Origin of the sequence: Mycobacterium sp. 20KCMC460 (genome assembly GCF_022179425.1) — a bacterium.
GTDB classification, from domain to species: Bacteria; Actinomycetota; Actinomycetes; order Mycobacteriales; family Mycobacteriaceae; genus Mycobacterium; species Mycobacterium kiyosense.
In genome coordinates, this window is the sequence record NZ_AP025524.1 from 5,482,728 (window position 1) to 5,495,136 (window position 12,409).

General features: G+C 67.3%; 14 protein-coding genes. 9 read left to right on the plus strand and 5 right to left on the minus strand.

From position 1 onward, the window contains the following. Positions 1-16: 16 nt before the first annotated feature. The 3 genes from rsmA to MKCMC460_RS25190 form a co-directional block, all read right to left on the minus strand. Positions 17-973, minus strand: coding sequence for a 16S rRNA (adenine(1518)-N(6)/adenine(1519)-N(6))-dimethyltransferase RsmA (gene rsmA / locus MKCMC460_RS25180; protein WP_370653200.1), 957 nt, complete (start codon positions 971-973; stop codon positions 17-19). After that, positions 937-2,025, minus strand: a complete 1,089-nt coding sequence (locus tag MKCMC460_RS25185; RefSeq protein ID WP_370653015.1) for a transglycosylase family protein — start codon at positions 2,023-2,025, stop codon at positions 937-939. Before MKCMC460_RS25185 ends, rsmA begins: the two co-directional genes overlap by 37 nt. 236 nt (positions 2,026-2,261) lie before the next feature. Next, a complete protein-coding gene (locus MKCMC460_RS25190) occupies positions 2,262-3,122 on the minus strand; it encodes a TatD family hydrolase (protein ID WP_238305001.1) in 861 nt (286 codons plus the stop codon). Between the two features lie 18 nt (positions 3,123-3,140). Between MKCMC460_RS25190 and metG the strand changes: the two genes are divergently transcribed. The 3 genes from metG to MKCMC460_RS25205 all read left to right on the plus strand — a co-directional run bounded on the left by metG (position 3,141) and on the right by MKCMC460_RS25205 (position 5,792). Continuing rightward, positions 3,141-4,688 (plus strand): methionine--tRNA ligase, encoded by a 1,548-nt coding sequence (gene metG, locus MKCMC460_RS25195; RefSeq protein WP_236977769.1) that lies wholly within the window; start codon positions 3,141-3,143, stop codon positions 4,686-4,688. Positions 4,689-4,795: 107 nt separating this feature from the next. Beyond that, positions 4,796-5,161, plus strand: coding sequence for a PAS domain S-box protein (locus MKCMC460_RS25200; RefSeq protein ID WP_236984410.1), 366 nt, complete (start codon positions 4,796-4,798; stop codon positions 5,159-5,161). Between the two features lie 76 nt (positions 5,162-5,237). After that, positions 5,238-5,792, plus strand: a complete 555-nt coding sequence (locus MKCMC460_RS25205) for a serine acetyltransferase (RefSeq protein ID WP_236977770.1) — start codon at positions 5,238-5,240, stop codon at positions 5,790-5,792. On the opposite strand, the gene MKCMC460_RS25210 is transcribed toward MKCMC460_RS25205, so the two are convergent. Together MKCMC460_RS25210 and MKCMC460_RS25215 are read right to left on the minus strand one after the other, a co-directional pair. Continuing rightward, the gene (locus tag MKCMC460_RS25210; protein ID WP_236977771.1) at positions 5,789-6,505 is read right to left on the minus strand and encodes a TetR/AcrR family transcriptional regulator; all 717 of its coding nucleotides are present in this window, start codon (positions 6,503-6,505) and stop codon (positions 5,789-5,791) included. The two genes, MKCMC460_RS25205 and MKCMC460_RS25210, sit on opposite strands and share 4 nt — an antisense overlap. A 135-nt stretch (positions 6,506-6,640) precedes the next feature. Further along, positions 6,641-7,318, minus strand: a complete 678-nt coding sequence (locus MKCMC460_RS25215; protein WP_236977772.1) for a TetR/AcrR family transcriptional regulator — start codon at positions 7,316-7,318, stop codon at positions 6,641-6,643. Positions 7,319-7,699: 381 nt separating this feature from the next. Between MKCMC460_RS25215 and MKCMC460_RS25220 the strand changes: the two genes are divergently transcribed. The 6 genes from MKCMC460_RS25220 to MKCMC460_RS25245 all read left to right on the plus strand — a co-directional run bounded on the left by MKCMC460_RS25220 (position 7,700) and on the right by MKCMC460_RS25245 (position 12,394). Then, positions 7,700-7,999 carry a PE family protein gene (locus MKCMC460_RS25220; protein WP_238305002.1) on the plus strand — a complete coding sequence of 100 codons (300 nt, stop codon included), beginning with the start codon at positions 7,700-7,702 and terminating at the stop codon, positions 7,997-7,999. 20 nt (positions 8,000-8,019) lie between these two features. Next, positions 8,020-9,192 (plus strand): PPE family protein, encoded by a 1,173-nt coding sequence (locus MKCMC460_RS25225; RefSeq protein WP_238305003.1) that lies wholly within the window; start codon positions 8,020-8,022, stop codon positions 9,190-9,192. Between the two features lie 260 nt (positions 9,193-9,452). Continuing rightward, the gene (locus tag MKCMC460_RS25230) at positions 9,453-10,244 is read left to right on the plus strand and encodes a glucose-1-phosphate cytidylyltransferase (RefSeq protein WP_236977776.1); all 792 of its coding nucleotides are present in this window, start codon (positions 9,453-9,455) and stop codon (positions 10,242-10,244) included. Next, positions 10,241-10,906 (plus strand): PIG-L deacetylase family protein, encoded by a 666-nt coding sequence (locus tag MKCMC460_RS25235; protein ID WP_236977778.1) that lies wholly within the window; start codon positions 10,241-10,243, stop codon positions 10,904-10,906. The genes MKCMC460_RS25230 and MKCMC460_RS25235 overlap by 4 nt, the downstream gene beginning before the upstream one ends. 39 nt (positions 10,907-10,945) lie before the next feature. After that, entirely contained in the window at positions 10,946-11,506 is a 561-nt protein-coding gene (locus tag MKCMC460_RS25240; protein ID WP_236977780.1) for a dTDP-4-dehydrorhamnose 3,5-epimerase family protein, read from the plus strand. Between the two features lie 36 nt (positions 11,507-11,542). Then, a complete protein-coding gene (locus tag MKCMC460_RS25245; protein WP_236977781.1) occupies positions 11,543-12,394 on the plus strand; it encodes a WecB/TagA/CpsF family glycosyltransferase in 852 nt (283 codons plus the stop codon). Positions 12,395-12,409 lie beyond the last annotated feature (15 nt).

The window sequence follows — 12,409 nt, forward strand, 5'->3', positions numbered from 1 at the left end:
GCCCGTCCGGGCCGGGTCAGCCTGCCGAAATCTGCGCCGGATCCTGGTCCGGCCCCGCGTCGGCGCCCGGTGAGTCGTCGAGGTCACCCGAGCGCTGCAGCAGCCGCACGAAATCCTCGATCGACAACGTCTCGCCCCGGCGGGCGGGGTCGATGCTGGCCGCCAGCAGCCGGCTCGCCGACTCGTTCCCCGACCCGGCCCACTGCACGAATGCGTTGCGAGATGTCTTGCGGCGCTGCGCAAAAGCGATATCGACCAGCTCGAAGACCCGCTTGCGGAACGCCTCGTCGGTCGGCCACGGCGAAACTTCGTAGCGGTCGATGCGCACCAGCCCCGAGTAGACGCGCGGAATGGGCCAGAACACCGTGGGAGACACCGTGCCGCAGCGCCGGACTCGCCCGTAGAAGTTCACCTTGACACCGGGCACGCCGTATTCCTTGCCGCCGGGCTCGGCCGCGAGCCGCTCGGCGACTTCGGCCTGCACCATCACCGTTACCGTGCGGATGGACGGGAACTCGGCGAGCAGATGCAACAGCGCCGGAACGGCGACGTTGTAGGGCAGGTTGGCCACCACCGCGGTCGGCGCCTCCGGGAGGTCGTCGCGGTGTAAGCCCAGTACGTCCCGGTTGACCACGCTGAATCGCTGGACTTCGCTGTTGGAGTGCTCGGCGATGGTCTGCGGCAGCCGGGCCGCCAGCACCGGGTCGATCTCCACGGCGATCACTGTCGCGCCCCGGTCGAGCAGCGCCAGCGTCAGCGACCCCAGGCCGGGGCCGACCTCTAGGACGACGTCGGATTTGCCGACACCGGAGGACGCGACCACCCGTCGCACCGTGTTGGCGTCGTGGACGAAGTTCTGCCCGAGCGACTTCCGTGGCCGGAAATCAAGCTCTTTGGCCAACCGCCGGATCTCGGTGCGCCCGAGCAACCGGATCGTCAGCGCGCACCCACTCGTCCACTGCACACGGGCCAGGCGCCCCAGCCCTGACGCTGCCGGGTCACTTCGGCGATGGCGATCTGTTCTTCGCGGGTGGCCAGGTCGGCGCGCGGCGCGTAGCGCAGCCCCCCGTTGGCCACCCAGGTGCCCTGGTCGAACTGGACGCCACCGTAGAAGCCGTTGCCGGTGTTGATCGCCCAGTTCCCGCCGGCCTCGCAGCCGGCCAGGGAGTCCCAGATGCCGCCGTCGCTGACGGGGGGAACCTCGGTGCCCGGCTTGGTGCCGACCCGGACCACCGCTTCGCGGGCCGGTGTGACGACCGAGTTGGAGATCGGCAACCGTCCGGTCTCGACGCCGTTGACCTCGGCGACCGCGAAGGTCACGTCCTGGGTGCCCGGGGCGCCCGGGTCTTCGACGACCTCGCGGCTCATGTTGAGTTCCGGGTCTTCGATGCGGCGCGCCGGGGGCGGCAGCGGGACCCGCTCGGTGACCCGCTCGATGCGGTTACGGGTGACCTGGATCTGCATGCCGTCGGTGATCGGAGTATTGGCCGCCGGCACCACCTGGTCGCTGTCCTGCAGCGGGGCGCCGGCCGCGGCCAGCAGCCCGGCGACATTGGGCGCCGGCAGGTGCACCGTGCGGACCACCGGGCCGTCGGCGATCTCGACGGTCTTGGCGCTCACCACCGGCAGCGTCATTCCCGCCAGCGGGACGCGGCTGGCGCGCGACGCGGCGGCGGGGGCGGTGTCGGTCATGGCCAGCTGCGCCAGCGCCTCGTCGACCGTGGACGCGGTGGTCCACACCTGCCGCGAGTTCTGGCCGTCCAGCGTGATCTGCAGCGGCCGGCTGCGACGCAGCACGATGGTGGCGGCGTTCGGCACGGTGACGTCGCCGGCCGGGTAGAGGTCGTCCCGGTCGCCGACGGAGAACCCGTTCTCCTGCACGATGTCGATCACTCGGGACTTCATCGTGCTCACTCGCGTGGAGGTTCCGTCGACCGTCAAGGTCACGGTCTTGGAGGAGGAGACGGCAAAGCCGCCGGCGAATATCAGTGCCACGAGCAGCGCGCCAACCAACAGGCGCAACATCGGTGATTCAGTTTGATGAAGTTTAGTAAGCAAACTCAATGTCTATATCCCAGTCTGTCCCGACCCACTGCAAACGTCAGCGTCAACTCTTCGATGAGCTCTCGACCATATTCAGCTGAAATGACGAAATGGGCCCGCAGGCCCACCCGTTCGATCACAAGACGGTAACGAACCGTCCAATGCGGGGCAACTCGACCCCCTTCGTGTCGGGGTCGCGGCAGGCGATCGGCGACCGCTCATCCACCCTCGGCGCCCAGCTCATAGGCGCGGCGGGCATTGCTGGTGGTGATTTCGGCCACTTCCTCGGGTGCGCGCTGGAGCAGCTCAGCCAGCGCCCGAACGGTGTAGGGCAAGCAGTACGGTTCGTTCGCTGCGCCGCGGTAGGGGTGCGGAGTCAGAAACGGCGCGTCGGTTTCCACCAGAAGCTGCTCCATCGGTATCAGCGGAACGGCTTCCCGCAACTGGCGGGCATTTCGGAAGCTCACTGTCCCGGACAGGCTCAGTAACCATCCGGCGGCCACGCATTCGCGCGCCATTGCACTGTCCGAGGAGAAGCAATGGAAGATGACGGTGTCCGGCGCACCCTCGGCGCGCAGCACGTCGAGCACCTGCCGGTCGGCGTCGCGGTTGTGGATCATCAGCGGCTTACCTAGCCGCTTGGCCAGGTCGATGTGCCAGGCGAACGCGTCGCGCTGCACCTCCGGCTGCGCACAGCCGTCGAGCTTGCCCGGCCAATACAGGTCCAGGCCCGTCTCTCCGACGGCGACAATCCGCGGCTGGGCGGCCAGCTGTTCGATCTCGGCGCGGGTGGCCTCAGTAAGCGCGTCGGCGCGGGTTGGGTGCAGCGCCACCGCGCCGTACACCCGCGCATCCCACTGTGCGGCCGCTGCGACCCAGCGCGCCGATTCCATGTCGTCGGCGATGGTGACCACCGCGCCCACCCCGACCGCGGCCGCGCGATCGACGATGGCGCGCACTCCGTCGCGGTCGGCGGCGCCACATGCGTCCAGATGGGTGTGTGCGTCGATCAGCGGCGCCAACGGCTCCGGCGCCGGCGGCGCCTCTCGCTTACCAGATCGGTTGGAACCCACGCGCACACAATAGGGTGAGTCTCGATGAAGCCCTACTACGTCACCACCGCGATCGCCTACCCGAACGGCGCGCCGCACATGGGACACGCCTACGAGTACATCGCCACCGACGCGATCGCCCGGTTCAAGCGGCTCGACGGCTTCGACGTCCGATTCCTCACCGGAACCGACGAGCACGGCCTCAAGGTGGCGCAGGCCGCCGCGGCCGCCGGCATCCCGACCTTGCAGCTGGCCCGGAGCAACTCCGACGTCTTCCAGCGCATGCAGGAGAAGCTCAACATCTCCTTCGACCGGTTCATCCGCACCACCGACGCCGATCATCATGCGGCGTCCGAGGAGATCTGGCGGCGGATGGAGGCAAACGGCGACATCTACCTCGACAACTACGCCGGGTGGTATTCGGTGCGCGACGAACGGTTCTTCGTCGAGTCCGAGACCCAGCTGCTCGAGGACGGCAGCCGGATCGCGGTGGAGACGGGGACCCCGGTGACCTGGACCGAGGAGCAGACCTATTTCTTCCGGCTGTCGGCGTACGCCGACAGGCTGCTGGCTCACTATCGGGCGAACCCCGGCTTCATCGCGCCGGAGACGCGGCGTAACGAGGTGGTCAGCTTCGTCTCGGGCGGCCTGGACGACCTCTCGATATCCCGGACCTCCTTCGACTGGGGTGTGCAGGTTCCCGGGCACCCGGACCACATCATGTACGTGTGGGTCGACGCGCTGACCAACTATTTGACCGGAGCCGGCTTCCCCGACACCAATTCAGCGCTCTACCAACGCTTTTGGCCGGCCGATCTGCACATGATCGGTAAGGACATCATCCGGTTCCACGCGGTGTACTGGCCGGCGTTTCTGATGTCGGCCGGAATCGATTTGCCGCGACGGGTTTTCGCGCACGGATTCCTGCACAACCGGGGCGAGAAGATGAGCAAGTCGGTGGGCAACATCGTCGACCCGGTTGCTCTGGTCGACACGTTCGGAGTCGATCAGGTCCGCTATTTCTTGTTGCGGGAGATTCCGTTCGGCCAGGACGGCAGCTACAGCGACGAGTCGATCGTCACCCGGATCAACACCGACCTGGCCAACGAGTTGGGCAATCTGGCGCAGCGGTCGTTGTCGATGGTGGCCAAGAACCTGGACGGGGTGGTCCCTGAACCCGGGGCGTTCACCGACGCCGACTCCGAACTGCTGGCGACGGCCGACGGCCTGCTGGATCGGGTGCGCGGACACTTCGACGCCCAGGCGATGCATCAGGCGCTGGAGGCGATCTGGCTGATGCTGGGCGATGCGAACAAGTACTTTTCGGCACAACAGCCTTGGGTGTTGCGCAAGAGCGTGTCCGAGGCCGACCAGGACCGGTTTCGGACCACCCTCTACGTCACCTGCGAGGTGGTCCGCATCGCGGCGCTGCTGGTCATCCCGGTGATGCCGGACTCGGCCGCCAAGCTGCTCGAGTTACTCGGCCAGCCTGCAGACCTGCGGACGTTCACCGCGATCGGCCGGCGGCTGACACCCGGGACCGCATTGCCGCCGCCGAGTGGCGTGTTCCCCCGCTATCAACCGCCCGAGTGAACCGTGGCGGCAAAGTATTTCGGTGAAGTCGCGTGAACTTAACTTCTGCCATAGGCCATAATCGCCGTGTGGAGCGAAGACGGAATCGGCCAGTCAGCCAATCGCCGATAACCACGCTGAAGGAGTTGCCGGCGCTGGTGGTGCTCGAACGCATCCCGGTTCCGGTGCTCGCCATCGCCGAAGACGGCAGCATCCTGTTCACCAACACCGCGTTCGCCCAGATGGTCGGCTGCGAGCCCGAAGAGGTGCTCAAGCTGAGGTTTCACGAGATCTTCTACCAGGCGCCGGACACCGAGTCCTCGTTGCTGTCGTTTGTACACGCGCTGGCGAACATGGTGGTCGAACTGGCGCACAAGGACGGTTCGGTGGTGCGGGCGCTGATGAGCAGGTCGGCGGTGATGCGCGCCGACGACAAGTTCGCGCTCGCGGCGTTCCAGGATCTGACCGAGCAGCTGTGGGAAGAAGAGCGCTGACGACGCCCGCTAGACCCTAGACATACCATCAGTCTCCGTCTAGGCGTTTGTTGATACTTGTAGTATTTTATTGCGGATGATCCAGACTCGCACCGACTTGGAGTCCTATCTGGCCGCGGATCTGCGTGCCCAAGGCCTGGAGCGGTGGCGGCACCGGTACCGGATCATTCATCGCGCCCCCTACTTTCAGCGCATGCTGCGCAAGACCGAGTACTGGACGAACACCGCCCGCACCCCCGGCGGTCGCCTGGTGGCCGCTTACCTGCGCCTGCGGCTGAAGTTCCTCGGCGAAAGGCTCGGGTTCGGCATCCCGCTGAATGCGTTCGGGCCCGGCCTGTCGGTCGCCCACGTCGGCTGGGTGCACGTGCACCATCGCGCCAGGATCGGCGCCAACTGCCGGATCCACCAAGGAGTCACGCTGGGCGAGGGGCGGCCGGGCGAATACCCCAGGATCGGCGATGACGTGTTCATCTCGCCCGGCGCCATGGTGCTCGGCGCCACGGTCGGCAGCCGAGTCGGGATCTACGCCGGAGCGGTGGTGAACCAGGCGGTGCCCGACGATGTCGACGTCGCCGGTGTCCCGGCCCGGATCGTCCGTGACCGTCGGCCGGTGTCGAGCACCCGGCGTTAGCCGCCGTCCGGTACCGCCACCGGACCGCTGACCGGAGCGGTTTCCACAGCACGGTGCTGGCGCATCACTTCGCGAGCCAGGTACTGACGGAAATACGGCAAGGACGCCTCGGCCGCGACGCCGGGCAGCAACAGCATCCAGATCTGGCTGAGTTGGGCGTTCAGTTCCTTGGCCAGGCCCTCGCCGGCGCGACCGCAGGTCATCGCGATCGCCAACATCCGGGTTCCGAACATCGCCCCGACGACCGCCTCGCTGAGCGCCTGCGCATCGACGTCCTCGCGCAGATCGCCCTCGGCTATCGCCCGTTTCGCCTGCGTCGTCATCGCCGCGACCCAGGACGTGCAGCACCGTCCCGCCGCCTCGTTGAACCCGCTCAAGGCGCCGACCAACTGCTCGGCCGCCCGCGCCGTCTTGTCCGAGCCGAGTACGTGGGTGATCGCGAAGGTGCCGTGGATCATGTTCTCCAGCGCGGGCGACGCCGATCCACAGACGTTCTCGAAGGCGGCGAGTAGCACCGCACTACCCTCGTCGATGATGTCGGACGCGAGCGCTTCCTTCGAGTCGAAGTGGTGGTAGAGAGCGCCCTTGGTCATGCCGGTGCGGTCGATGATGGTGCCCCACCCGGCGGCTGCGTAACCTACCTCGCTGAACACGTCGATCGCGGCGTCGAGAATCCTTCGCCGGGTTAACTCGGACCGAACCTGGCGCGCCATTGCCGTGCCCTTTCCAATGTCGGTCCCGTTATCACCCGGACCTTTTGCATGCCATTTATCCTGGTCAGCCGGTCAAGCGTAGCAGCCGTCAACGCCGTATTCTCGGGCGCACGTCCCAGAACCGCCGGTGTCGCATCACTCGGGGCGCGTCGCCGCGGTGGCTGACGAAATGGCCAGCGCGGTACGGCGCCTGATGAACTGCTTGAAGTAGTCGAATCGGTCGGGTTCCAGGATCCCCGCCAGGACGAGCAGGCAGTTTCTTTCCAGATCAAGCAGATAGCGCTGCGGATCGTCGAGGTCGCTGGCCTGACGCAGCCCCATGTACATCGACACGATCAGGCGCGCGACGTCGCGGGGCTCCCATTCCCCGGAGACGTCGCCCTCGGCGATCGCCCGCTCGACGACGCCGGCCAGCATGGTGATCCACCCGCCGAGCAACTGTGCCTGCAGGCCTTCAGTACGGCCGACCGATTCGATCAGATGCGATGCGGCCCTGGCTACGTCCTTGGACATGTCCTGGACCGCCGCCAAGTAGCAGAAGTCGATCAGCGTTTCGAGGCCGGACAGCTGCCGGGCCAGCAGTTCGTCTACCGCGACCCGACCGTCGGCCGTGTGCTGATCGATGATCGCCACCGCCAGAGCGTGCTTGGAGCGGAAGTGAAAGTACATGGCGCCCTTGGTCAACTCGGCTTCGGCGAGGATGTCGTCGAGGCCGACGTCGTGGTACGGGCGGCGGGCGAACTGGTGAGCTGCGGCCCGCAGAATCTGTTGCCGAGTGGTGTCTGCTCGTCCGTCAGCCGGTTCAGTCGACATTGGACCCGTGCGACTTGCCCGGCGATCCCGGATAGCCGGGCGCGTTACGTGCGCGGACCGGGGTAGCGCGGTCAGCGCCGTTGCTCGTCCCCGTCACCATTCCTGTGCCTTCCTCAAGCAGAGCGACCGGCCCCCCTGCTGGAGCACCGGCACATGTTCTCCGGCGGTGCCCCCGGGCACCACTTGCGAGGTTATCAGCCGGGCACCGTCCCGACGTGTTCTACGCCACAAATGACTGCAAAGATGCTGTGTAGGTACTTTAAGTTGGTTTTAGGCGCCCAAAGTGTTCCAAAAGTATGTATATTGGGCAATCTACGGGGTGGAGGTCTAGTTGAGACGGCCCTCGCCCGCGGCTCATGCCCGATTGGTTAGGAGAGACACATGTCGTTCGTGACCACGCAGCCCGAAGCCCTGGCGGCTTCGGCCGGCACCCTGCAGGACATCGGCTGCGCCTTCAGTTCGGGAAGCGCCGCTGCAGCCGGTCCGACGACCGCCCTCGCGCCGGCGGCCGCCGACGAGGTGTCGGCGCTGACCGCGATGCAGTTCGCCGCGCACGGCCAGCTGTACCAGGCGGTGAGCGCGCAGGCGGCCGCGATCCACCAGTTGTTCGTGCAGGCCATGCAGGTCAGCGCCGGTTCTTACGCCGCCACCGAGGCCGCCAACGCGGCCGCCACGGGTTGATCCGCGGGGGACTGACAGCAATGGACTATGGCGCACTGCCCCCGGAGTTCAACTCCGCCCGGATGTACGCCGGCGCGGGCGCGGGGCCGCTACTGACGGCAGCCGTCGGCTGGGACAACCTGGCGACCGAACTACAGGCGGCGGCTTCGTCGTACTCGGCAGTCATCGCGGGGCTGACCAGCGGACCCTGGCTCGGTCCGGCGGCGATATCGGCCGCGGCGGCCGCCACCCCGTACGCCGTCTGGATGGGCGCCACCGCGGCTCAGGCCGAGGAAGCCGCCGGCCAGGCCAGAGCGGCCGTCGGCGCCTACGAAGCCGCCTACGCGATGACGGTCCCGCCCACGGTGGTCGCGGCCAACCGGACCTTGTTGGCCGCGCTGATCGCGACCAACTTCTTCGGCCAGAATTCGCCGGCCATCGCGGCCACCGAAGCCCACTACAGCGAAATGTGGGCTCAGGACGCGGCGGCGATGTACGGCTACGCGGCCAGCTCCGCGGCGGCGTCGACGCTGACCCCATTCGACGCTCCGCCGCAGGTCACCGATGCCGCGGGAGTGGCTTCGCAGGCCACGGCCGTCGCGCAGGCCACCGGCGAGGCGGGCGCGACGCAGACCACGCTGGCATCGCTGGTGAATTCGCTGCCCACCGCGCTGCAGGGGCTGGCGACGCCCACGTCGTTGGCGTCGGTCGAATCGGCCGCCGCGTCGGTCCTGCCCACCACCGGCTCTACCTCCAGCGGCGACCTGGCCAACATGCTGAACATCGCCGTCATGCCGCTGTTCGCATTGAGCAGCCTGTTGAGCATCGCGCAGACCATGCAGGGCATGGCGCAGGCCGCGGCCACCCAGGTCGCGGAGGTTGCCGCGGACGCGGCCGGCGCAGTGGCGGGTGCGGCGGACGCCGTGGGCGCGGGAGGCGCCGGCGCTTTCGGCGCTATGGGGCAGGCCGCCGCGCTGGGGTCGCTGTCGGTGCCGCCGGCCTGGACCAGCGTCATCCCCACCGCACACCTGACCGGCATCAGCTCGGCGTTGCCCGCCGCGGGTGGTGGGGGGCCGGTAGGCGCGGTGCCGCCGAGCCTGCTGGGTGGGATGCCGCGCAACGCCGCCCAAGGACCGGTTGCCGGACCTCGCTACGGCCTGGTTCCGACGGTCATGGCGCAACCGCCGTCCGCGGGGTACGGCGCGTTCGCCTGAGCCGGCCGGGTGGCAGCCCAGCCACCCGAAAAGCGCAGACATTGCGCATCCGGCGCGTCTCCTCGCTCGAGCCTCCAAATAAGGTAGTAACTGTACTAGCAGTTTAGTTTTAGGCTTTAAACCGTTCTAATAGTATGTATACTAGGCACTACTTAGTTATCGGGTATGGACTGCCCGGCCGCCGACGCAGAGCTGCGATCAGCGGCTCGCATCGGGCAACCGAGAGCCGTCGCCCGTTCGAGCCCGAAGGGGGCAGGTAGATGAAGGTCGTACTCTTCTGCGGCGGATACGGGATGCGGATGCGCAGCGCCGACGGTGACCTGGTCCCCAAGCCGCTGCAGATGGTCGGGCCCCGACCCCTGCTCTGGCACGTGATGCGCTACTACGCGCACTACGGCCACACCGAATTCATCCTGTGCCTCGGCTACGGCCAGGCCATGGTCAAGGAATTCTTCGTCAACTACCGCGAGACCGAGTCCAACGACTTCGTCATGCGTGGCGGCCAGGTGGAACTGCTCGACACCGACATGTCGGACTGGACCATCACCTTCGTCGACACCGGGCTGGAGTCCCCGATCGGCGAGCGGCTGCGCCGGGTCCGCAAATACCTCGGCGAGGACGAGTACTTCCTGGCCAACTACGCCGACGTGCTCACCGACGCCCCGCTGGACACGATGATCGACCGGTTCCACGACAGTGGCGCGGCCGCCTCGATGCTCGTCGTGCCGCCGCAGTCGTCGTTCCACTGCGTCGACGTCACCACCGACGGCGACATCAAGGAGATCGCCCCGATCACCAAGTTCCCCATCTATGTCAACGGCGGCTACTTCGTGCTGCGCCAGGACGTCATCGACCTGATTCCGGAGAACGGCGACCTGGTCGGCGACGCCTGCACCGAACTGGCCGGCACCGGACGGCTGCTGGGGTACCAGCACGACGGGTTCTGGAAGCCGGCCGACACGTTCAAGGAGCGCGCCGAACTCGACGCCGACTACAACCGCGGCGTGCGTCCCTGGGCGGTCTGGGAGACACCGACGGACCTGTCGGCATGATTCCGTTGACGTTTGGTGCCCCCATCGGCTCGGTCGCCGTCGTCGGCGCGCACTGCGACGACATCGCCATCGGCGCCGGTGCGACACTGATGCGGATCGCGCGCGACAACCCCGCTCTGGTGATCCACGCGCTGGTGCTCAGCGGCGCGGGAACCGAAAGGGAAATCGAGGAGAAGAACGCGTTCGCGGCCTTCTTCCCGCGCGCCGACGTGCGGTTGACCGTCGCCGATCTGCCCGACGGGCGCCTGCCCGAACACTGGGGCACCGTCAAACAACGACTCGCGGACTTCCGCCGCAGCTGCGAGCCGGACCTGGTGCTGGGACCGCAGCGCGACGACTACCACCAGGATCACCGGCTGCTCGCCAAGCTGCTGCCCACCGAGTTCCGGGCGCAACTGGTGCTGGGCTACGAGATTCTCAAGTGGGAGTCCGACCTACCCAATCCCACTGTCTACGTACCGATTCCGGACGACGTCGCGCAACAGAAGGCTCGACTGCTGGCTCAGTCGTATCCGTCCCAGACCGGCCGGGACTGGTTCGACGACGAGACGTTCCTCGGGTTGATGCGGATCCGCGGCGTGCAATGCCGCTCCCGGTACGCCGAAGCCTTCGTGGCCGAAAAAGCCGTGCTGACCCCGATCACCGGCTCTCCCGGCGCCTGACGACGCGGCTCGAATCATCAGAGGGGACAACAGATCCGGATGAAGTACACACCCACCAGCGTCGCCGGCGTGACGATCGTCGACATCGAACCGCACCGCGACCACCGCGGCTTCTTCTCGCGCGTCTTCTGCGCCGAGGAGTTCGCCGAGCACGGATTGATACCCGAGGTCTCCCAGACCAGCATCTGCTTCAACCAGACCCGCGGCACGGTGCGCGGTCTGCACCGCCAGCTCCCACCGCACGCCGAAGCCAAGCTGGTCCGCTGCGTCCGCGGCGCCATCGCCGACGTCGCGGTCGACGTGCGCCCGGAGTCGCCGACCTTCGGCAAGCACGTGATGGTGGAGTTGAGCGCGGCCAACCATCGCGCCCTGTTCCTGCCGCCCTATGTCGCGCACGGCTTCCAGACGCTGACCGACGACACCGAGCTCATCTACCAGATCAGCGGCCCTTACGTGCCGGGCAGCGAAGAGAACTTCCGTTACAGCGAACCGGAATTCGGCATCCAATGGCCGCTTCCGGTGACGGTCATCTCCGAAAAGGACGCCAGCTGGCCCCTGCTGAACTCCGGCCTGGCCCCGACCGGAGCCGCACCCGCATGATCCGCCCACACGAAAAGCATTGGGGGTAGCGCGATCATGGCCAACAACGCGCCGGCCCAGGCATCGGTACGGATGGTCGTCAGCGGCAGCATCGTCGAGCGCTGCGAGACGCACCAGGTGCTCTCGATCATCGACTCCCGACTGCGCTGTACCTCGGGGCGCGGCTTGGCGGTGGGTTCGGTGAACCTGGACCACCTGCACCACTTCCGCAAGTTGGGCGCCGCCCCCAGCGGGCTGCTGGAGTGGCTGCTGCTGGCCGACGGCATGCCGATCGCCTGGCGGGGTCAACTGCTCACCGCCCGACCGTGGCCGCGGGTCACCGGAGCCGACCTGCTGCCGGCAACACTGGCACTGGCCGAAGCCGACGGGCACCGGGTCGGGTTCTTCGGCGGCAGCGCGGCGACCCATCAGCGCCTGGCCGGGTACCTGCGCGAGAAGCATCCCGCACTGGTGGTATCCGGGATGTGGTCGCCGGACCCCTACGACATCGAAACAGATTCTGCTGCACTGTGTTCAGCGATCCGGGCCGCCCGAACCGACCTGCTGATCGTCAGCCTCGGCAAACCGAGGCAGGAGCACTGGGTCGACCAGCACGGGCACGCCACGGGAGCCAAGGTGTTCCTGCCGTCGGGCGGTGCCATCGACTTCTTGGCCGGCACCACCAGCCGCGCGCCCGAATGGATGCAACGGTCCGGGCTGGAATGGCTCTATCGGTTGACTCGCGAGCCGCGCCGCCTGGCTCGCCGCTACCTGCTGCAGGGGCCGGTCGCGCTGCTGCGCGCGCTACGTGCCCAGCTGATCTGCTATCCCGGCATCCACTACGTCGCGTTACCGACGCACGAACACGTCGAAAACTCAAGCGCCACAACCCAAGCAGTGTCCGCATGACAGAGGGAGCTGCCG

What these genes read in the sequence shown, in the direction of transcription:
- MKCMC460_RS25185 (WP_370653015.1), bottom strand. Translation starts at nt 2,025, where the DNA reads ATGTTGCGCCTGTTGGTTGGCGCGCTGCTCGTGGCACTGATATTCGCC.
- metG (WP_236977769.1), top strand. Translation starts at nt 3,141, where the DNA reads ATGAAGCCCTACTACGTCACCACCGCGATCGCCTACCCGAACGGCGCG.
- MKCMC460_RS25205 (WP_236977770.1), top strand. Translation starts at nt 5,238, where the DNA reads ATGATCCAGACTCGCACCGACTTGGAGTCCTATCTGGCCGCGGATCTG.
- MKCMC460_RS25210 (WP_236977771.1), bottom strand. Translation starts at nt 6,505, where the DNA reads ATGGCGCGCCAGGTTCGGTCCGAGTTAACCCGGCGAAGGATTCTCGAC.
- MKCMC460_RS25215 (WP_236977772.1), bottom strand. Translation starts at nt 7,318, where the DNA reads ATGTCGACTGAACCGGCTGACGGACGAGCAGACACCACTCGGCAACAG.
- MKCMC460_RS25220 (WP_238305002.1), top strand. Translation starts at nt 7,700, where the DNA reads ATGTCGTTCGTGACCACGCAGCCCGAAGCCCTGGCGGCTTCGGCCGGC.
- MKCMC460_RS25225 (WP_238305003.1), top strand. Translation starts at nt 8,020, where the DNA reads ATGGACTATGGCGCACTGCCCCCGGAGTTCAACTCCGCCCGGATGTAC.
- MKCMC460_RS25230 (WP_236977776.1), top strand. Translation starts at nt 9,453, where the DNA reads ATGAAGGTCGTACTCTTCTGCGGCGGATACGGGATGCGGATGCGCAGC.
- MKCMC460_RS25235 (WP_236977778.1), top strand. Translation starts at nt 10,241, where the DNA reads ATGATTCCGTTGACGTTTGGTGCCCCCATCGGCTCGGTCGCCGTCGTC.
- MKCMC460_RS25240 (WP_236977780.1), top strand. Translation starts at nt 10,946, where the DNA reads ATGAAGTACACACCCACCAGCGTCGCCGGCGTGACGATCGTCGACATC.
- MKCMC460_RS25245 (WP_236977781.1), top strand. Translation starts at nt 11,543, where the DNA reads ATGGCCAACAACGCGCCGGCCCAGGCATCGGTACGGATGGTCGTCAGC.